The organism is Leptospira montravelensis, from assembly GCF_004770045.1.
Lineage (GTDB): Bacteria > Spirochaetota > Leptospiria > Leptospirales > Leptospiraceae > Leptospira_A > Leptospira_A montravelensis.
Genome location: NZ_RQFO01000004.1, coordinates 1,109,863 through 1,130,558, shown reverse-complemented (window position 1 = coordinate 1,130,558; position 20,696 = coordinate 1,109,863). Strand labels below are relative to the sequence as shown.

At 39.2% G+C, this 20,696-nt stretch carries 19 protein-coding genes; 4 read left to right on the top strand and 15 right to left on the bottom strand.

Features of this window, described 5'->3' with window-relative positions; translation table 11 throughout:
• Position 1 precedes the first annotated feature (1 nt).
• The 14 genes from EHQ31_RS06165 to EHQ31_RS06100 form a co-directional block, all read right to left on the bottom strand.
• Positions 2–625: a helix-turn-helix domain-containing protein gene (locus EHQ31_RS06165; protein WP_135570538.1), complete on the bottom strand. Its 624-nt coding sequence runs from the start codon at positions 623–625 to the stop codon at positions 2–4.
• A gap of 39 nt (positions 626–664) precedes the next feature.
• On the bottom strand, positions 665–1,351 hold the full coding sequence (rsmI, locus tag EHQ31_RS06160) for a 16S rRNA (cytidine(1402)-2'-O)-methyltransferase (protein ID WP_135570536.1): 687 nt from the start codon (positions 1,349–1,351) through the stop codon (positions 665–667).
• Positions 1,348–2,175, bottom strand: coding sequence for an HAD family hydrolase (locus EHQ31_RS06155; protein ID WP_135570534.1), 828 nt, complete (start codon positions 2,173–2,175; stop codon positions 1,348–1,350). Before EHQ31_RS06155 ends, rsmI begins: the two co-directional genes overlap by 4 nt.
• A gap of 6 nt (positions 2,176–2,181) precedes the next feature.
• The gene (locus EHQ31_RS06150; protein WP_135570532.1) at positions 2,182–2,967 is read right to left on the bottom strand and encodes a M23 family metallopeptidase; all 786 of its coding nucleotides are present in this window, start codon (positions 2,965–2,967) and stop codon (positions 2,182–2,184) included.
• 253 nt (positions 2,968–3,220) lie between these two features.
• Positions 3,221–4,462 (bottom strand): sterol desaturase family protein, encoded by a 1,242-nt coding sequence (locus EHQ31_RS06145; RefSeq protein WP_135570530.1) that lies wholly within the window; start codon positions 4,460–4,462, stop codon positions 3,221–3,223.
• Between the two features lie 19 nt (positions 4,463–4,481).
• Positions 4,482–5,360, bottom strand: coding sequence for a 16S rRNA (adenine(1518)-N(6)/adenine(1519)-N(6))-dimethyltransferase RsmA (gene rsmA / locus EHQ31_RS06140; protein ID WP_135570528.1), 879 nt, complete (start codon positions 5,358–5,360; stop codon positions 4,482–4,484).
• Complete coding sequence (locus tag EHQ31_RS06135; protein WP_244247275.1) at positions 5,314–7,065, bottom strand: ComEC/Rec2 family competence protein; 1,752 nt, start codon at positions 7,063–7,065, stop codon at positions 5,314–5,316. The genes rsmA and EHQ31_RS06135 overlap by 47 nt, the downstream gene beginning before the upstream one ends.
• A gap of 121 nt (positions 7,066–7,186) precedes the next feature.
• The gene (gene trpS / locus EHQ31_RS06130) at positions 7,187–8,155 is read right to left on the bottom strand and encodes a tryptophan--tRNA ligase (RefSeq protein ID WP_135570524.1); all 969 of its coding nucleotides are present in this window, start codon (positions 8,153–8,155) and stop codon (positions 7,187–7,189) included.
• The gene (locus EHQ31_RS06125; RefSeq protein ID WP_135570522.1) at positions 8,152–10,122 is read right to left on the bottom strand and encodes a hypothetical protein; all 1,971 of its coding nucleotides are present in this window, start codon (positions 10,120–10,122) and stop codon (positions 8,152–8,154) included. The genes trpS and EHQ31_RS06125 overlap by 4 nt, the downstream gene beginning before the upstream one ends.
• 2 nt (positions 10,123–10,124) lie before the next feature.
• On the bottom strand, positions 10,125–10,706 hold the full coding sequence (locus EHQ31_RS06120; RefSeq protein ID WP_135570520.1) for a LolA family protein: 582 nt from the start codon (positions 10,704–10,706) through the stop codon (positions 10,125–10,127).
• 22 nt (positions 10,707–10,728) lie between these two features.
• Complete coding sequence (locus EHQ31_RS06115; RefSeq protein WP_135570518.1) at positions 10,729–11,688, bottom strand: electron transfer flavoprotein subunit alpha/FixB family protein; 960 nt, start codon at positions 11,686–11,688, stop codon at positions 10,729–10,731.
• A 10-nt stretch (positions 11,689–11,698) separates the two neighbouring features.
• Complete coding sequence (locus EHQ31_RS06110) at positions 11,699–12,460, bottom strand: electron transfer flavoprotein subunit beta/FixA family protein (protein WP_135570516.1); 762 nt, start codon at positions 12,458–12,460, stop codon at positions 11,699–11,701.
• Positions 12,461–12,527: 67 nt separating this feature from the next.
• The gene (locus EHQ31_RS06105; protein ID WP_135570514.1) at positions 12,528–12,827 is read right to left on the bottom strand and encodes an LIC10362 family protein; all 300 of its coding nucleotides are present in this window, start codon (positions 12,825–12,827) and stop codon (positions 12,528–12,530) included.
• Positions 12,828–12,843: 16 nt separating this feature from the next.
• Positions 12,844–13,764, bottom strand: a complete 921-nt coding sequence (locus EHQ31_RS06100; protein ID WP_244247273.1) for a hypothetical protein — start codon at positions 13,762–13,764, stop codon at positions 12,844–12,846.
• Here EHQ31_RS06100 and EHQ31_RS06095 point away from each other — a divergent pair.
• Positions 13,756–15,105, top strand: a complete 1,350-nt coding sequence (locus tag EHQ31_RS06095; protein ID WP_135570512.1) for an adenylate/guanylate cyclase domain-containing protein — start codon at positions 13,756–13,758, stop codon at positions 15,103–15,105. The genes EHQ31_RS06100 and EHQ31_RS06095 overlap by 9 nt on opposite strands.
• On the opposite strand, the gene EHQ31_RS06090 is transcribed toward EHQ31_RS06095, so the two are convergent.
• Entirely contained in the window at positions 15,102–16,574 is a 1,473-nt protein-coding gene (locus tag EHQ31_RS06090; RefSeq protein ID WP_135570510.1) for an HD domain-containing phosphohydrolase, read from the bottom strand. The genes EHQ31_RS06095 and EHQ31_RS06090 overlap by 4 nt on opposite strands.
• A 374-nt stretch (positions 16,575–16,948) precedes the next feature.
• Here EHQ31_RS06090 and EHQ31_RS06085 point away from each other — a divergent pair, with 374 nt between their 5' ends.
• The 3 genes from EHQ31_RS06085 to thrB are packed head-to-tail and all read left to right on the top strand — an operon-like array spanning position 16,949 to position 20,695.
• Entirely contained in the window at positions 16,949–18,133 is a 1,185-nt protein-coding gene (locus EHQ31_RS06085) for an acyl-CoA dehydrogenase family protein (RefSeq protein ID WP_135570508.1), read from the top strand.
• 53 nt (positions 18,134–18,186) lie between these two features.
• Entirely contained in the window at positions 18,187–19,707 is a 1,521-nt protein-coding gene (locus EHQ31_RS06080) for a phytoene desaturase family protein (protein WP_135570506.1), read from the top strand.
• 34 nt (positions 19,708–19,741) lie between these two features.
• Positions 19,742–20,695: a homoserine kinase gene (thrB, locus tag EHQ31_RS06075; RefSeq protein WP_135570504.1), complete on the top strand. Its 954-nt coding sequence runs from the start codon at positions 19,742–19,744 to the stop codon at positions 20,693–20,695.
• The last annotated feature ends 1 nt before the right edge of the window (position 20,696 follow it).

Sequence of the window (20,696 nt, the reverse complement as noted above, 5' to 3'; positions counted from 1 at the left end):
CTTAACCTATTTCGTCCGTATAATCCATAACAAGATACATGAGTGTTTCTTGGTCTGTAGGATTGGAATACTCATGCGAAACATCGGCTTTAAAAAATACGGAATCTTTTGGTTCTAGTTCGACAACTTTTTCACCTACACGTAACCGCAGTTTGCCGGAGACTACAACTAAGTTTTCCGTGGTTCCTGTTTTGTGTGGTTCGGCAACTTCATGGCCGCCTGGTTTTAAAATGAGTTCGTAAAATTCTGTTTTGCGATTTCCTAGAAATGGAAAAAGTGCACGGCTTGCAAAAACTTTGGAATTGGAATACAGAACCTTGGAATTTTCCGCTTTAAGAATATGAATTCCATCTTGGTTTTTTTCTTTGAGGAGTTCGGAAAAAGGGACACTCAGTCCATTGGCAATCTTCCATAACACAGAAATCGTGGGAACGGATTTCCCTTGTTCAATCTGTGATAACATCGCACGGCTCACACCACATCGGTTTGCGAGTTTGTCCAAAGAAAAACCTTTTGTATGACGGATGAGTTTCAGATTTTCTTTGACGACATCTGTTATATAATCGCCTGATTCTGAAATCAATTGGTCTATTCCGTCACTCGGTTGCTCAACTTTACTTACCATTGTCCAAGCGTCCAATATAACAGAGGTACTGTCAAGAAACTATCGTTTGATCCTTTCTTTTTTCTCTTCCACCACAAAGACCGGAGGGAGTTTTAATCCTTGGGGAAATTTTTTTTGGATTTCTTTGGCAGTTCCGCGAAAACAAGTTTCGTTTGCCATCGAGATTCCGAGGGCCAGAAAAATCTGACGATCCCCTGGTAGAATTTTTGCTAAGGTTTCAAGGCAGTGTTTGGCTCGGTAAGGTGTTTCATAAAAGGCAATGGTGATTCCAAGGCCTAAGTATTGTTTTAAGGTTCGTTCTCTTTCTTTTTCTTCTCTTGGTAAAAATCCCAAAAAAAGAAAGGGGGAGGTAGTAAACCCAGAACTGGTGAGAGCGGCGATAAGAGCTGTAGGACCAGGAGCCGAACGAACTTCGACGCCCATCTCCCAAGCTAGTGGGACAATCCATTTCCCCGGATCTTCGAGGCCAGGGCTACCCGAATCAGAAATGAGACAAGTTCTTTTGGTAGTTGCCAGTTTCATGGCGATTTCATCCATTTCTTTTCTGGATGTATGTTCGTTCAGTAGATCAAAGGGTTTAGAAATTCCCAACTTCTTTAAAAAAGTAGAGGTAGTTCTTTGTTCTTCTCCAATGATCCAGTCGGCTTCCTCTAACAAGGTTTTGGTGCGAGGTGGGATGTCTCCATCATTTCCAATCGAATTTGATACTAAATAGAGTCGGTTCATGTAAGCACTGAAGGAAAGGTAAAGTAAGGTTGCACAAAAATTCCTTGGGCCGCACAAGCAGTAGCAAATTCGGGGTTGTCGCGGTTGATTCCCACAGCCATTTGTTTGGCAAGACAAAGCATTGGATAATCGTTAAAGGAATCGCCAAAGGCAAGATCGGGAGATATACCGATTCTTTCTTCGATAGCTTTTACTTTTCCTTCTCCATAAGTATATGGTTCAATGAGTTTGTGAGAAAACTTTCCATTTTCACCTAATACTTGTCTCATGCCGATGACATTGGATTCTTTCACGGGAAAAAGGTGGGAAATGGCTGCAATCCCAGGTTCAGGAGAAGCGGTCACTATGTACACATTCCAATGGTAGTGGTATAAATAAGCGATGAGATCTTTCATTTCCACTTGGGGGAAAACACCTGAATCTTTGTCGTGGATATAAACTCGATCCCAAGCCTTTCTCGAAACTTCATAGTATTCTTCTAGGTTCATTCCTTGGAAAATAAAACTAGTCCAACGATATCCTCTTTCGATACCGTATTCTTTTAGTTGGTAGGAATATTCTTCCCAAATCAAACCTTCCTTTTCTGGAATGCTCAGTTTGGTATGGTCTTTCCAAAGTTCTTTATCTCGGAAGAATTCGGATAAATCTTTTGGTACATAAATCAGGCCATCATGAAGGAGTTCTTCCATGATTTTTTCGCCAAAGTCGTTTCGAATGAGTGTGTTGTCGAAATCAAAACAGGCAATGCCTGGGGCTTTCGGTATGATGGTTGTCAGACGGTCGAAAATCTCGTCCGTCCAACTGTTCTTTGTCAGGTTAGTCACTAATACTTAGTCTGCAAATCCAACGATGCTTGTGGCAACTCCTTCTTCGTAGGGAGTAAGAAAGTTTTCAGGATTGAGATACACATTATGAAATCGAACTTCAAAGTGAACATGGGGACCTGTGGACTTTCCTGTATTTCCAGAAAAAGCAATGATCTGTCCTTTGCGAACTACATCCCCTGGTTTTACAAGTAACTCTTGGTTGTGGCCATAAACTGTATGGAAATGGTTCATGTCGTGGTGATAAATTTTAACAGCAAGGCCATAGTCTCCACCTCTCCCCGCTTCTTCGACCACTCCGTCTGCGGCCGCAAGGACAATGGAATTTTTAGGAATGGCGATGTCGAGGCCAGTGTGCCAAGTGTTCCAGCGCCTTCCAATCCGAGAAGAGATCCGAGATTTGTGGTTGGGTAGTACTGGCCAAATGAACTGGTCAATCGGAGATTCGACAGTTTCTCGGAAGAGTTCTTTTTCTTGGAGTCCTCGCATGTATTCTGCGGAATAAGGAAAGAAAATAGAACGTTTCAAACGAGTTAGGTCGGATTCTTTTAAGTGATTGATCTCCATTACCTCTTGGGCCAGGATTCCAAACTCAGAAGCCTTTTCGAGGAGGCTCTTTTTCTCCGCATTTAGGTCTACCCAAAGACCCCACTGCTCATTGTAACGTTGGAAGACATGGTTGTCCAAAAATACAGGACCATTTTTTTGCTTCTGGTAGGCCGCATAGGCGGAGTAGGTCACTACAAACAGGATTAGGACTAGTATGATATAGTAACTTCGGTTGCGCTTCATCTCATTTCGCCTCAAAAACTCTGGTGCAATGCCAAATTCTCACGGGGGTCCATCCGGTCAAGGGGAACGAACAGAGGATTCCGCCCTAATCATGGCATTTATGTGACATAACACTGAGAGTGGATTTCAGGTCATCCTTTTTTATGAGTGTTCGCTGATTAGAGAACGGTGTTTCTTTGCGATTCTCACTCTTCGCCCATTTCTATTTTTGGGGAAGAGTGGAAATTGGTAGGTTCAATGTGAAAAAGGAAACTCAGGTTGCTTCTGCTTTCTGTCCACTGGTGCGGTAAAGATAGATTCCTGCTACGAGGAGGCAAACAATCCCAATTGCATAGTATGCCCAACCCACATCAAAGTAAGCTATGACAAGAAATCCAAAGAGTAACCTTGTGATTTCCATAGCTCCCGCCCAAGATTTACCTTCGATCAGTGCATTGATGGCAACAAGCGAGAGTGTGACCCAAACCGTGATGAGCACTTGGGAAACAAAAGAGAATTTTGCTACAAATAGAAGAAATGCAAAAGCCAAAAGCAGTACTAAAACAAACCAAGTAGTGGTATAGGTTCTTACTTCTGGTCCAGGTTTCGGATCATACTTATGGAAAGTATCCGGACTAACTTCAGGGATGGGTAAAAATCCATCGGGTTTGGTTCCTTCTCTTGGATACCAACCAGGTGGTTTGAAAAATACCTTAATTTTATCTAAGAAATAGGGAGCGCTGGCAGCTTGTTTGATGAGTTCCCAGTAATAGTGAAAATTGGCGTAAACCGGGTTGAAACTACGAAGGGGTTTTACGGTTCCATACACACAGGGTTCTGTTTCTTCTTGGAAAGTACCAAACATACGATCAAAAATGATAAAAATTCCGCCGTGGTTTTTATCAATGTAGATAGGATTGATGGCATGGTGTACTCTATGGTGAGAAGGAGTGGAAAGTAGGTATTCTCCGATTTTTCCAATTTTACCCACTGCTTTTGTATGGACCCAAAATTGGTAAATCAGATTGATTTGTCCACTGGCAAGATACATCCAAGGATGGAAACCAATGAGGGCTAAGGGAACATAAAAGATCCATGTAACTATTCCCCCTAGTCCTGTTTGGCGAAGGGCTACCACTAAATTGTATTCTTCACTGTGATGGTGGATGACATGTCCTGCCCAAAGTAGGTTCACTTCGTGGGCCAAACGGTGGGACCAATAATAACAAAAGTCTTGGCCTACAATACAAAGGATCCAGGCCCAAGGGTTGGTCATGGCAAATTCAAAAAACCGAAAGTGTTCGTAGATATAAAAATAAGCAAAGAGTCCGATGCCTTTTTGGAACAGTCCCCAGATTTGAGAAATAATCCCCGTACTAAGGTCAGCAATGGAATCGTTTAACCGGTAAAGGGCTTTGTTTTTGCGGTATCCAATGAAAACTTCAATTCCTATGAGAAGGAAGAAAACCGGGATGGCATAGGTAACAATGGGCGGAGGTGTGAAATTCTCGAACATAGCGGTGGTAATTTTGCCATCATTTTGACAAATGGTCAAGCAAATGTTGACCCAGGGTCAGAAATTGTTCACGGTTCAATTCTTCCGGCCTTGCGGTAGGAGGAACGCCCGCAGATTGGATGGCTTTTCCGAGTGCCTCCCGAAAGAGGGGGTCTTCCGAAAAAGGAGATTCTCTGAGGCTTACCTGAATCTGTTTTCGTTTTCCCCAAAACAAAGTGCGGAGCATTCGAGACCAGAGTTCTACCTCAGTTTGGTTTTTGAGTTTCCAATGGTTCTCTTTTGATTCTTTTTTGGGAGAAAGTAAAATTAGTGCAGAGTGGATTTTAGGAATGGGGAAAAAACAGTTTTTATGAACTGTCTTTAGATACTTCACATCACAAAACGCAGAGAGAAATACAGATAAGGAAGAGGTTTCTTTGACAAGGCGTTCGGCAAATTCCTTTTGCACCATAAAAATTCCCCCTTGAAAATTTCTACAGTGGATGACTATGGTATTGATGATTTCTGTCGTTAGGTGGTAAGGCAAATTTCCAAACACAAATACCTTTTCTTCATAGATATGAAAAAGGTTTTCTAAAGCATCTCCTTCGAATAGGGAAGCTTTGGGAAACTGAGGTAAGATTTCATCCTTAGCCAATTGGATATAAGCATAATCAATTTCAAAAAGATATGTTTTTTGATGCAAGCTGAGAATGGGGTAAGTGAGAGTTCCTAGGCCAATCCCAATTTCTGCAAGAACGATTGAATCGTCATTTAATAGTGGTTCTGCGGATTTGACAATAAAATCGACTATATTCTGGTCAATGAGGAAGTTTTGCCCAAATTTCTTTTGGGCCCGAATGCCTTTGGCTTCAAAGAAGGTTTGGATTTTGGATATGGTCGCGTAAGGGGATTTCAAATGTTTCCTCAACGAGTATCATTTTCCAGGCAGTCGAAATCCCAAGTAGTTTTTGATACTGAATCCATTCTTTCGCATCCTTTTTTTTCCAAGGAGGAAAGTCCAAAAGGAGAATTCCTTTCCAACGAGGGTTGGTTTTTGACTTATCTGCTAGTTTTGTTTGTTTTAAAAACCTTTCTACCTCTTTGGGATTCCCATCAAACCGAATGATCGAATAAAATGGGTTCATATTGGCACCTAGGATTTCGGTTTGGACTGGTTTTATCGGCAGTTGGAATTGGGAGATCCATTTCGTTGTTGTTTCTGTCCCATGCCAATAAACATCTGTTATATTGTGCTTTCGAACTAAAGAAAAAATATTGGCCAAACAAGATTCAGATTCAAAAGAAACTTTTTGCGGTGGGGGTAGGCCTGGATTTGGATCCGTCCATTTTTTAGAAAAACAATTTCCAAAAAGATACAAATGGTCACCGTTTCGAATGGATAAATTTCCTTTCCTTTTATGGGTGATTAAAGAAGGAACATCTGTTCTAGGAAAAAAATAGGAAACACTCAAAAAGAAAACAGGCAAAAAATACAGGGGGTTTTTTAGGTAGGGCGATTGTAGAAAACGAATTTTAGGATAAAGATAGAAAAGAAGGGATAAAAAGACGGAAAGAATACAGAGGTCTAAGGGAACATGGGCCCAAGTTTTATAACCTCTACCTAAATTCCCTAACGAATGAAAAATCTTTAAAAAAATGGAAAGTTCAAAAGAGGCGGGAACCCAAATCCAGGAAATGATTTGGTCTTCTAAAAACTTTGGCACTAAGGATTGTAAAAAGAAGGTAAAATAAATTGTGGGCAAAAGGATACCGGCTAAGGGAACTAAAAGAAAGTTAATCCAAATTCCTCCGAAGGAAAAAGATCGAAAGTAATAAACTAAAACAGGAAAACTACAAAGAGAACAAGCGACTGTTAAATGAAGATTTTCCTTTAAAATGGATTTCGATTTTGGAATCAAAATTTGATCTAAACTAGGTTTTAAGAAAAAAATTCCAAAAACGGCACCAAAGGATAATAAAAATCCAATACTTAAAAAATCATAAAATAAAAAAAACGCAATGAATGCGGAAGAAACAACAAGTAAGTCTGCGGGGCCGATTTTTCTAAAAAAAAGGGAGGCCACAAGAGATAAAAAAACAAAAAGATAAGCTCGCAAAAATGAAACTGGAAAATCGAGGGCATACAAATATAAAAAACCAACACCTAACGAAAGTATAAGTGAAATCCATTTTCTTTTTCGAAAACATAGGTTTCCCAAAAACTGTAAAGATCCTATAAAAATTCCTAAGTGAAGACCGGAGGCAGCAAACAAATGTAAAATGCCGGATTCTTTAGCTAAGTCCTTAAAACTTTCTGGAATTTCTTTAGTAGAGCCTGTGACAAATCCCATCACAATTCTTGATTCAAATACTGTAAGTGGAGATTTTTTAATTTGGGTTTCAAGATAAGAACGAAAGAGGGGATGTATTTTTTTTGTCCTCGGTCCAGAATGTAAGTTTGCAAATAATAAAAACAAAATCGAAGCCAAAAGGAAAAGATAAACCTTTTTATCTATTTTATTGGGAAGTATTTTTGGGGTAAAAGTATAAAGGACAAATAAAAAAAGTGATAAAAATAGTATGATAGAATGAGAACCCGGATACACAAACTTGAGTTTCAATAGAAACGCAGTGCCACATATTCCCAAACAGAACCAACTAAAATCTGCCCTTGGGAGAAGATAGATTTCCCGCTTCATATTGGGATTAGGTAAAAATTTAGATGTTTTGGTTCTTTAGAATTTAAAAAGGATAGATGCCTAAAACTTTTCGAATGTCTTCGATTTTAGTCTGGGCTACAATCTTTGCTTTTTCTTTTCCTTCTTTTAAAACTTGGTGCACATAATCTAAGTTATGTGAAAGTTCTTCTCGTTTTTCGCGGTAAGGTGCAAAATGAGTTAAAATGGACTCCAAAAGATCTTTTTTAAGATCTCCATATCCGGTTCCACCAAGTTTGTATTTTTCAATTTGTAATTCTTTTTCTTTAGGGGAAAGGAATAGAGAATGAATTTGAAAGATCACTGAGGTTTCTGGGTCCTTTGGTTCATCGACGGCCTTCGAATCACTGACAATGGACATCACTTTCTTTTTGATCTCTTTTTCGGTTCCAAAGAAATCAATGGTGTTTTTATAAGATTTGGACATCTTGGCTCCGTCCACACCAGGAACTGTCGCAGTATTTTCATCAATGTCTGGCTCAGGAATTGTAAGAACCGAACCAAATTGTGTATTGAATCGTTCTGCAATATCACGCGCAAATTCCAAATGTTGTTTTTGGTCTTTGCCAACAGGTACCTTTCCTGCTGAATAAAGTAAAATATCACTAGCCATTAAGATTGGGTATGTAAATAGTCCTGCCCCTGGAACAAAACCTTTGGCAACTTTGTCTTTAAAAGAATGAGCCAGTTGTAATTGAGAAACAGTGATTGATTGTGATAAATACCAAGTGAGTTCCGTAACTTCCGGGACATCACTTTGGATCCAAAATACAGTTTTTTGCGGATCAACACCTAGCGCCAATAAGTCGATTGCGCATTCTAAAGTGAAGTTTTTTAATTCTTCTTTGGATCGGAAAGTGGTAAGTGCATGTAAGTTGGCAATAAAAAGGAATAATTCTTCTTTGGATTGGTAATCTAAGATTTTTTTAATTGCAGAAAAATAATTTCCTAAGTGGAGTTTTCCTGAAGGTTGTAAACCAGTAAGGACTCTCATGTATCTCCTTCCGCTTCTGATTCATTCATGATTTCAGAATCACCTTGGCCTTCGGAAGATTCTGAATTGACCGCTCCGCCTGATTCTTTGTTAAAACTGGAGTAAGTAAGTCTTTCGTACTCTTTGTTTAATTTGATTAGTTCTTGTTCGATTTTTCGGTGTGCAGTGAGTTTTGAAGTGGTTGCAGGATCTTTGAAAATTACAGCATAATTATAAAGATATTTAGTAAATTGGATGAAAACATCTTCTACTTTCATTCCATTGATTCTTTCTTTGGCAACAACAGCTTTGTCGTAATGAGGAATGAATCTTTGTGCAATTTTTACTTCTTCAATCACTTTGTCTTTTGTAGAAACGATTTTATCGTTCACTTTCCCTTTGGACTCGGTGACTTTTGCCATCAAGTGGTTTTCTACAATGATATTGAGTTTACCGGCAAAACTTCCGAAGAATTCGGATGCTTCTTGTAATGCTTGTACAATTGGTCCCGCGATTTGATCATTTGCTGCATTCCCTGTACTAAAATCCATTCCATACTGTTGGAAACTATATTGAAAACTTGGGAATTTTTTATTGAAGTTGTCAATGGTTCGAACGAGTGAATTGAGTTGGTCAATTTCGTTTCTAAATAGGCCAGGTTGAATGATTAGAAGTTCTTGGTTTTGGTTTTTGTCACCAAGACGAACATATCCTTCTATTAAGTTAATATATACTGTTTGAAGGTCTCTTAACAATAAGTAAACGAGTCTATGTGGCTGTGATTTATAACTGTTTTTAACTGTTTGGCTTTTTGCCGATTCCGGCATATGGTGTGCCATAAAATCATCCACAACCGCATTTAAAAAATCAAAACTGATTTTTCCTTTATCATCAATTGAGAAATAACGAGAACGCAGGTTGGTTAGTTCTTCTTTTTTAAATGCTCTTGTATTGATATCGTCGGATATTTTTGCGACCGTGATTTCTACTTCTTTTTGGATTTCACGAGCTGCTTGGAATTTATGTTCTTGGATGGCCGGAACTCTTAAATCCGTTACAATTTCTGGCCAAGTGAACATTTTCTTCTTAGCCACTATATAAAAAGCGGTTATGGCTTCTGATAACTTTGGCCTAGTATTTTCCAAATTGAGAGCATAATTCACACCTTCCATGATTTTACCAAGTTTAGGTGTTAGTTTTTCATCCATTTTGACAATGTCAGGAAGGTTAGAAAGGATGATGTCGTTTGCATCACTTCTTTGTAAAAACCTAACATAAAACATCTGCATCTTTAAGGAACGTTCTAAAAATATATCTGCAGAAATTTTGTCCAAAATTAGAGCATCAAGTGAGGCAAAAGCATTATAGAATTTATTAAAGTTATTGATGATATTATAAACGAGGGGAGTCCAAATTCTCCAACCTTGTTGTTCCGAAACACGAAGCGCTTGGATGGTGGGAATGAGGACATCTTCTTTCATTCCTCGAAATAGTTTTTCCACATTATTGGAAATAGTTGGGTTCCTTCCAAAAAGTCCTATGTCAATCGTACCCGTATCTTTTCCAAATTTGCTTATGGAATTATTAACACCGCCGGCTCCACCACCAAATAAACCAGCCAGTAATCCACCACCTTGTCTTTGTTCGATGACTCTTTTTTTAGCCGGATTTTGTTTTTGTTTGGCACTTTCAATTGTGACTAAATCACTAGAACGTTTTGGTTTTGGATCCGTGTTTTGAGATTGTGGTCTTGGATTTTCTCTTCTTTGTTCCCGTTCTGGAAGTCCGCGATCACGACCATCGTCTTTTTTCGGTTTATTTTTAGATTCGTAATCCTCATCCACTTTTCGAATGAGGTCAATACGAATGAAGACATCGTTAGATTTTAATATGGCTTCATCGATCAGTTGTTGGTGTTCCGGTGTACGTGTTTTACGATACAAGTCGGCAAATACACGGTGTGCTTCTGTACGAGAGACCGGGGTCACAATTACTCCTTTTGGTTGAGAGGGTTCTCAACAATTTGTGAGCTTGTGGGAGGTTGGAAGTTGAATAGTCCTGTTCCGAGACCAATATTGGTCGCGATGCCTGAGAAGGCCACTTCGGTGATTTCTTCGTCGGAACGTTTCATTTTGAGTACACGAGGTAGGTCGTTTTCGGAAACAACCAAGATAATTTCATTATAACGTTTGGTATTAGATGTGAGACGAAAAGTTCTGCCACTTACTGACACATTTTCGTATCCGGAAAGTAAACCACCGAGTCCCCCGGAAATACCTTTCAAGTCTTGTTTTCCAGCAATAGAGGAATCTGGATTATAGAACCATAAAATTCGGCCATTGGAGGAAATAATCCTTCCATCACTAAACCGGACATGGAGTTGGCCAGGGCTTTTGTACGATACGACACCTGTGAGTCCACCATTGACGGTGACAGAGGCACGAAAACTTTCTAGGGAATTCATTTTGCCTATGACGGCATTCAAGCGATCTCTTCCTTCCTCCGCCCAAAGGAGACCCGTTTGGACAGAGAAAAAGAGAACTATCGATAATTTGGGAAGGAAATTCCTCAAAGTTTGATAGTTTGTATTGGGATTAACCCAATACTTTTTTAAACTCAGAAGTAAGTGCAGGCACTACTTCAAACAAGTCCGCTACAACACCGTAAGTTGCTACTTTGAAAATAGGAGCATCTCCATCTTTGTTGATGGCAACGATGTATTTGGAAGATCCCATACCCGCTAAGTGTTGGATCGCTCCGGAAATACCACAAGCGATGTAACAGTTAGGGGAGACAGTTTTACCTGTTTGACCTACTTGATGAGAGTGAGAAATCCATCCTGCATCTACAGTCGCACGGGAAGCACCAAGTGCTGCACCGAGTGTATCGGCTAAGTCTTGGATGATAGGCCAGTTTTCTGGTCCTTTGATTCCGCGTCCGCCAGATACAATGATAGAAGCATCAGCTAACTGCACTTTGTTTCCACCAGAAAGATCTTTAGAAATAGATTTTGTTCTTACTTCTCCAGCAGAAGCTCCTGATTTTTCTACAGCACCCGCTCCGTCTTTCGGAGTTACCTCTTGGGAGTTAGCACGTACTGTAAACATTTGGATTTCTGAAGAAACTTTAAAGTTTGCGTAAGCTTTACCAGAGTAAATTGGTTTTTTAGCAACCACTTTACCACCGTCAACAGAAAGACCCACTGCATCCGCAACGATTCCCGCATTTGCTTTGATCGCTACTCTTGCAGAGTATTCTTTTCCTTGTGCGGAATGTGGCATTAGAACCACAGCTGGTTTTTTCTCTTGGATGATTGCAAAAATTCCATTTGCATAACCTTCAGGAGAAAATTCACCTAGGTTGGCACCAATCACTGCATCAGCACCAACTGCTTTCAAATCACCAGCAAACGCATCTACGTTGTCAGTGATAAGAACTGTATGAACTTTACCACCGATGGCATCCGCAATTTTGCGACCAGCAGAGGTAAGTTCTTTTGAGATTTTTTTAAGTTCGCCGTTTTTTAATTCACCAACTACTAAAACATCAGCCATGTTCGTCTCCTTAGATGACCTTCGCTTCTTCGCGAAGAGCTTTTACAAGTTGAGATGCAAAACCTTGTGCATCTGCCGCTTCCAGTTTTCGACCAGCGATACGTGGAGGAGGTGGCTCGAGAGATACAACTTCGAGTTTGGATCCAGTAGCTCCGAGTTCTTCTGGTTTTTTCACATCTACTGGTTTTTTCTTCGCAGACATGATTCCTTTTAAACTTGGGTATCTTGGTTCGTTCAAACCTTTTTGCGCAGTCACTGCCAGAGGAGCTGAAGTTTCAACGACTTCTGTTCCACCTTCGATTTCGCGAGTTGCTGTTACTTTGTTTCCGTCAAACTCAAGTTTGAGGGCCATAGCAACGTGAGGAACATTCAATCTTTCTGCAATTTGAACCACAACTTGTGAGCTGTCAGTATCAATCGATTGACGACCACCAATCACTACATCAGCGTTTTCTGCTTTGATGAGGTTTGCAAGAAGTTCAGAAGTGTATGTAGAATCAAAAGTTACGTAATCATCCACTTTCACATGAATGGCTCTGTCTACACCCATAGCGTAGGCAGTGCGAAGTGCTTCTACGGCACGGTCAGGGCCGAGGGACACTGCGATGACTTCTCCACCGCTTTTTTCACGAATTCTGATTCCCTCTTCGATTGCAAATTCATCATAAGGAGAGATGATCCATTTTACGCCAGCTTCGTTGATCGATTTGTCACCGACCTTGATATTGGTTTCCGTATCCGGAACCTGCTTTACTAGAACAACAATTTTCATTCCTTAACCCCGTTTTCGTGGATTACCTTAGACCAGAAAACGGGAGGGAAGTCATAAGGGAAGTAATTTATTCTCTAAAGAAGCTGTATTTGCTCCAATTGTAGGCCCAAATGATCCAAACAATGACAACCAGGACGTTGGCATCGGTGCGGAGAAAGAAGGAAAAACCCAAGGTGAGTGGAAAAAGGAGGAAGAGGAGAAAACTAATGAGAAGGACCAAATGCGGAGTGGAATTCCAGTCCTTTGTGGCCTCTTGGATTTGCACTAGGATATTTTTCTCTGGATTTGGCACCAATTTCCGGAACCGAAAGGCATAAACTAGAACGAAGAGGAAAAATACGAGCGCATGTACGATGAGTAACCACATAAACCCAACCTAATATTTACAGAAGTAGGGAGAAGAAAAAAAAGATTTGGGGAACAAACATTGGAATGTATGAAAGTTCACAAAGGGTCTTTAAAGTAAAATTCTCAGTTTCCCTAAACTGACAAACAACCAACCAAAGAAAGGAAAGACCCATTCCCAAAAGATATTCTCCGGGGAGATTTTGGAAAATCGCCATCCAAAGTAGAATACTAAACCCCGTTCCTAGAAGACCAAACACAAAGTACTTTAGCTTTTGGGGTTGGATCCATTGGCTGAGGGTAAATGTTTTTTGGGACTTGTCAAACTCTCGGTCTATATTGTAGGTGAGAAGGACATTGGCAAAAACATGGAGAAAAAATATCAAAACCATTAAACCTTTTTCACCAAACGAAGAGAAGGGGAGAACGATTCCGTAGGTATAATATCCGGAAACCAAAATTTCTTTGGGGATAGGCGAGAGTTTAGTTACAATTAATACTAAAAAAAAGAGAAAAGATAAAAAAACTAGAAATTGATTTTCTATGAAACTAAATTCTGCGGTGATTCCTAAGAACAGAGAGAAAACCAAAGATACAATTAAAAAACTAACAATCATAAAACTATGATTGTTGTAAAATATACTTCTTTCTGAAAGAGGTTCTTTTTCCCGCAATGCATCCCATAAATGGTCGGCCAGATATAAAGCCCAAACAGAACTTAGGTAAAACAGAAATAGTGTGGGGCGGATGGTTTCTTTAAAATAAAAGGAAAAAAAAGAGAGATTGGCAATGAGAGAAATGAATACATCCAAAGCTAAAAAGGATATTAGTTTTCCGATGGGATTCAAGAACCCGTTTTGGAACATCATTCTTAAATAACGAATGGATTCTGATTTGGCAAAGAGAAAATTCCCTTGCCAGTAAAACTTTCGGTGATGGAATGTCTGCCTATGTTCCACTCCCTCGTCAAAGCCGTTCGTGCCATTTACTGCATTCGAGACCAGTTCCCCAAATATATGTCGGAACTTCTCTCAGAAGAAGAACAAATGGGTGCTTTATTTGCAGTTCGGTTTCGGTATGTGATTGGACTTGCTCTTGTTGCCAGTGCAGTAGCCAATCTCAGTAATACTGATTCTGTATATGGATATTTGGTTAACTATGTAGCCATTACATTATATTTTATCAATACATTCGTTCATTCTCAAATTCTTAAAAAGAGTCGTGGACATTGGAAAACAAAGTATGATTATATTAGTTTGTTTATCGATAACCTACTTGTGACTGTTACCATTTTTAATTGGTATATTTTGAAAGGTGATGGTAACCCGAATTTCCTTGTGAAAACTCCTTTGGTTGTATTTTATCTTTTGCCTTTGTCTTTGAGTTTATTCCAATACCGGTTTTCACTCGTTAATTTTTCCTTTGTTTGTTTTTTATTTAGTTATTATGGATTTCTTTTTTATGCATTACTCGATAAAAATTCCGTAAGTAGTTTCGATTGGCACCAGTATGTTCTGGGTGACCATATCATTTTATCAGATGCAATGGTAACAAAACCGACTGTTTATTTGGTTTTAGTGTTTGCGATTTCTTATGCCATTTTTCGTAGCCTTAGGATGTTATTAAAGTTTGCCGCTGCTGAATCACAAAAAACAACTTTATCTCGATATTTTTCGCCTGACTTAGTTTCTGAAATTGTATCGGAACCAGAAGTGATTCGAAAAGGAAAACGACAAAAAGTAACAGTTCTCTTTAGCGACATTCGCGGATTCACTCAGTTTTCAGAACCAATGGACCCGGAATCCCTTTCCATTTTTTTAACTGAATTTCGTCGCCGCATGGTAAGGGCTATCTTCCAATATGGTGGCAGTTTGGATAAATTTATTGGAGATGCGGTGATGGCAACTTTTGGAACTCCTTCACCATCAGAGAATCCAGGAGAAGATTCAAAAAATGCGGTCCTTGCCGCCAAGTCTATGTTAGATGAATTAAATCATTGGAATTTGGAACGAAAAAAAAACGGGGAATCTGAAATTAAAATTGGAATCGGAATTCATACTGGCGAAGTTTTTTGTGGAAGCATCGGATCTGAAGAAAGAATGGAATACACTGTGATTGGAGATACCGTGAATACTGCCTCTCGCATTGAGTCTGCCTGTAAAGACTTAGGAGTAACTTTTTTAATTTCAGAAGCAGTTTGGTTGGAGATAAGTTCTCCAATCGGATGGGATAAAAAAGCGGATGTGACTCTTTCAGGCAGAGAACAAAAAATTCATTTGTATGCACCAAGCAGGCCTTAGGAGGCCATATTGATTTTATAAACTGCTTCGTGAAGGGCTGGATTAAGTTCTGGATCAATGATATAAATGACGCGAGATGTTCCTGCTTGTAAGGCCAAATCCATAATGGCTTTTCTACGGTCAATTTTAATGCTCTGTAAATCAAAATCTGCAATTTTGAATTTGTTTCCTTTTTGAAACACTGGATTGATACTACAAATCCTTTGGAGTTTGGGTCTGGTTTGGTAACGACCCACATCCAATACAATACAAATATCAAAGTGTGCACGTTTTTCCGAATCCACAGAAGCTGTAATGACAAAGTCACCAAAGTTCACAATGTTTTCGTTATTTGTGAGAGAACTTCCTACGTAGTCCAAAAGATGTCTGATGTTTTTATTGCTATAAGAGAAAAACGAATCGTTAAGAATCATCTTTAGAGCAGTAGAAGATTTGAAAGCCGGTCTCCAAGGTTGGTTCGAGGTGAGGGAAGCATATTCGCTGGCAAGGGAAAGGATGGCAATGTCTTCTTCGAAACTAGCAGAGGTTACATTGTTTTCTTGTAAATGGAGTTGGAGTTCGATGTCTTGTGTGATTCTTTCCTTTCCTACTTCTTTACTATATTTGTCACGGACTGACATGAGTTTGGTGAAAAGAGATCTGGGATCCGGAAAGTTATTATTCACTCCATTGCCACGATAAGGTCTATGATGATTCAAAATTAATGTGCGAACGTGAGAATCAATTTCTGGGGCAGGCAGTGTCATCAAATAGCTGATGATAGGGTGTTGTTGGACAACCGCATATTCCTCTTTTGTAAGTTTAGGATTGTTTTTAATGTCGAGTCTTGAATATCCTACATCCGCTAAATAACTTGCCATCATAAGACTTAAATGGTCTTTTTTATTGGATTCTTCTTTACCTTCGTTTACAATTTTTTTTGTACGAACTTTCATTCCCATTGCCACCACAGTTCGTTTGGTCATGAGTTCGGATTCAACAGAAACTCCAGCAACACCAAGAATTTCTAAAATATTAAAAATTCCCAGTTCGTAGTCGGGATTACTGGTAAAGTCGGTGAGAAGTTCATTGACCGAGTTTTGTACAAATACGGCTTGTTCTGAAGAAAAGGAAGTTTTTCGTAAATCTTCGATGAGAGCTTGGGATTGTTTGGCAAACCTTGAAGTTTTTTCTTGGTCAAATAATTTGGTAGTTCGACCTGGCTCTAAAAAAGGGGCGCCATTAGGATTTTGTTTTGTTTTTTTTAGCTCAGAGATGAGAAAATAGACCCCTTGCATTTCAAACTTTAGGAGTTTTCCGAAGTCAGCTTCGCTTGGGTTTCTTTTTTTGTGAATTAGAATTTGTCCATCTTTGTTGTAAAGATCGAGAGGAATGTTGTTGTTTTTGCGGAAACTATTTAAAGACTCTTCAGTTAACTCAAATTTGGCGAGCTTTTCTCTAGGTACTATGTTTGTATCGTTAGTGCTCATGTTAATTTTGGTTTATAAGACGAAAGTTATTCCCTGATGTTATGGTGAAGTTTCCAATGAATCGATAAAAAGTAAATCATTCCTTGGTTTTTCGTATGACTTTTTGATTTATAGGAATTTCCTCTTAGGATAATTACTAGTTCTTGGTAGTGATTCTATTAGCTGTTGATGAATTTGTTTTATCTTAACATCAGTTGTGTCAATGCTACTAAGAAAAATTAACTTCTGTTAGTGGTTTTTGAATTAGTCCATTGATCATTTAATTTGATTCCATTAAATTTGTTCGTTTTTGTAGCGAATTCAATCTTACTTAGGCATTTTTCACTTTGTTTTTTCGTTTACAAGTTTAGGAAAAGTCCGAAAAAATTATCTCCATGAGTACGCTTTCGACAAAAAAATCATCTCTCGATTTATTTAATCCTACAGAAGACCACCTCGCACTACGAGAGTCTGTGGCTTCCTTTGCAGAACGTGAAATGGACGAACAAGCAAAGGAAAACGATGAAAAAGAAACATTCAATACTTTGTTATTCAAACGTCTTGGTTCGGAACTGGGAATATTTGGTATCACGGTCCCGGAAGCGGATGGTGGACATGGACTTGATCCACTTGCTTCTGTCATCATCCATGAAGAGATGTCTAGGTTTGATCCAGGATTTACTTTGTCCTATTTGGCTCATGAAGTTCTTTTTGTGAATAATTTTTACTATAGTTCTAACCCTTCTCAAAGAAGTCGTTATTTGAGTAAGGTCATCACCGGTGAATGGATTGGTGGTATGGGAATGACAGAACCCGGTGCCGGAACTGATGTTCTTGGGATGACCACACATGCGGTTAAAAAAGGTGATCGTTATATTATTAATGGAGTCAAACAATACATTACGAACGGATCCATTGGCCAGGTTTTTGTATTGTATACCAAGTTAGAAAAAACAGGTAAAAAAATGACCTCCTTTGTAATTGAGTCGTCTTACAAAGGTTTTTCGGTAGGAAAAAAAGAAGAGAAGATGGGAATGCGTTCCTCACCTACAACACAACTAGTCTTTGAGGATATGGAAGTTCCTGAAGAAAATTTACTTGGTGTGGAAAACGGGGCTGTGACCCATATGATGAGGAATTTAGAAATTGAACGAGTGACACTTGCGGCTCAATCTCTTGGAATCGCTCGTCGTTGTATTGATATCATGTGTGATTATACTGTTCGACACAGAGAAGCATTTGGTAAAAAACTTTTGGAATTTGGACAGATCCAAAGAATGGTCGCCGAATCCTATGCGGATTACCAAGCAGCACGAGCTCTTGTGTATCATGTGGCAAGTGAACTTGGTCCCGATGTTCGTAATTCACTTGGCGCGGCTTCCGCAAAACTGGTTGCCACTCAAATGGCAGAACGTGTTTCACGTAACGCTATACAAGTATTAGGTGGATACGGATATTGCCGTGAATATCCAGTAGAACGTTTACACCGTGATGCCATTTTACTTAGCATTGGTGGCGGAACCAACGAAGCTATGCAAAAAAACATTGCAAGCGATCTAAAAAAACTTTGGTCTGAATGAACCAATCGTTTTAATTTGTATCCATCTTTTGGCTTAGAACGGTCTACAAGAAGATGGATACATATTGGGATGTAGTGGTCATTGGTTCTGGACTTGGGGGACTAAGTGCAGCTTTGTCACTTTCCGAAAAAGGAAGGCGTGTATTAGTTTTAGAAAAAGGCACGGCTCCTGGTGGTTGTGCTTCAAGTTTTCAAAAGAATGGATTTGTTTTTGAATCGGGCGCAACCACACTTGTGGGATTTGAGCCGGGCCTACCTTTAGATAAACTTATCCGAGAATTTCAAATTCAATTTCCTCTGATTCCATTAGAACGTTCTATGGTAGTTCATTTGGGAAATCAAACTATTGAACGTTACCAAGATCCTAAGGCTTGGATTTTGGAAGCAAAGCGTGCATTTGGTGGTGGCTTGCGTATGGAAGTATTTTGGAAACTCATTGGTTCTGTTTCCGATTCTCTTTGGAGTGTATCGACTAGGTATCAATTTTTTCCATTTACAAGTGTTTCCGATGTTTGGAAATCGCTTCGTTCCTTTCGGCTAAGTGACTTACTCGTTTTATTTTTTTCTTTTGTATCTTTACGATTCGTTTTAAAATGTTTGGGACTTACTAAGAACAAAGAATGGATTCGATTTTTAGAAGAACAACTTTTAATCACAAGCCAAACTACATCCTTAGAACTACCTTTAGTCCTAACCTCCGCTTGTCTTACTTATCCTCAATTGCAAAACTATGTTGTAAAAGGAGGAATGGTTTCCTTAGCAGAAACCATCATAGAAAAAATCGAATCTAAGGGTGGAAAAATTCTCTATAAACAAGAAGTCACCCTTCTAAAAAAAATCCCCTCCAAAAATGAAAACCAGAAAATGGATTGGGAGATTCGCACCAAACATAGAGAGAATTTTTTATTTCAAACTCCTTTAGTAGTTTCGAATCTTCCTATTTGGAATCTAATGGAGATCACGGAAACCTTACCAAAACTAAAGGGGAAAACTAAAAAATTTGAAAAAGGAATTTGGGGTGCATTTACAATGGGGATTGCCATCCAAACCAATCCGGCCGAAGCATGGACTAGAACTGAATGCCTCCATCACCAAATCCATTTGAAGAAGAGTTTACCTTATGGCGGGGGGAACTCTGTATTTCTTTCGCTTTCCCATCATGAAGATTCCATTCGTTCCCCTGATGGAATTCGTATCCTTTCAATTTCCACTCATATAGAAAATCCTGAATCCTGGGTTCGTGATGATATTTACCAAGAAAAAAAGAAAACCATCGAATCGATTCTCATTCAAACCTTAGAGGAATTTTTTTCTTGGTTTCATAGAGAAATGATTTTATTCCAACATTCTGCAACACCTGTTACATGGAAAACTTGGACAGGAAGGAAATTCGGGAGAGTGGGTGGGATTCCGGGATCTTATTTTTCCAATCCTTTTCAAATGTTGAGTAACCGTTCGGAAGATCCGAACTTACTTCTTACAGGCGACACTGTTTATCCTGGACAGGGAATTCCGGCGGTTGTTCTTGGCGGCCTTCATTCGGTAGAACAATTCATAGAAAGAAAGAGAGGTTGATTTTGCAAACAGGTCTTAGAGCCTGGGCGAAACGATGATTCGACTTCCTAAGATTTTGATTCAAGTGCCAGGAACCTCAGCCAACTTGGGCCCTGGTTTTGACCTTATGGGTCTTGCCCTCGATCTTCGTAATGAATTTGAATTTACTTTTTCAAAAGAAATTACGGAACCCAAAACAGAATTAAAAAATGGTAAACCATTGCCTTTTACAAAAAAAGAAGATTTAGTATATCAGTCTTACCTTTCTTATTTTAACAAATTTTTTCCGAGTGTTACACCTCCACCTTATCATTGTAAAATGAGCCTATCGTTACCTTTAAAAGGTGGGTTGGGATCTAGTGCTTCTGCGATTGTTGCTGGATTATCTTTAGCAAGAGAAGTCCATAAACGATTGGAGCCAAAGTCTGTGCCTTCGGAACCTGACTTTACTCAGTATCTGGCAGAATTTGAAGGTCATCCCGATAATACTTTACCTGCGTATTTGGGTGGGTTTGTCTTCGCCTATTCTACGTTTGGTGAAAAGCTAAGGTATTTTCGTAAAAAGTTTCCATCCTCGGTTGCTATTTTTGTTTTAACACCAGAGTTTCATGTTTCTACGGAAGAATCTAGGAAATCACTTCCTAAAACCTATGCCACTGCCGATGTGATTTTTAATTTATCTCGTATTGGCGCGTGGATGCATTTTTTAGATAAACGTAAGTATAGTGATCTGCTTGTTGGTTTAGAAGATAAGATGCACACTCCTTACCGGATTCCTAAATCCTCTCCTTTGTTTCCTTTGGCTGAAACCTTAACACAAGCAGGGATTGGTTATTGTTTGTCTGGGTCTGGACCAAGTTTACTTGTATTTTTAGAAAGAAAGTCGGTCAAAAGTAAACAATCCGACTTAGAAGAAAAAATATCGGAAGTGATGAAAGAGGCTAAAATTACCTATTCATTTAAACGAGTGAAACCTGATGGACTCGGAGTTCGGATCCAATTCAAATAGA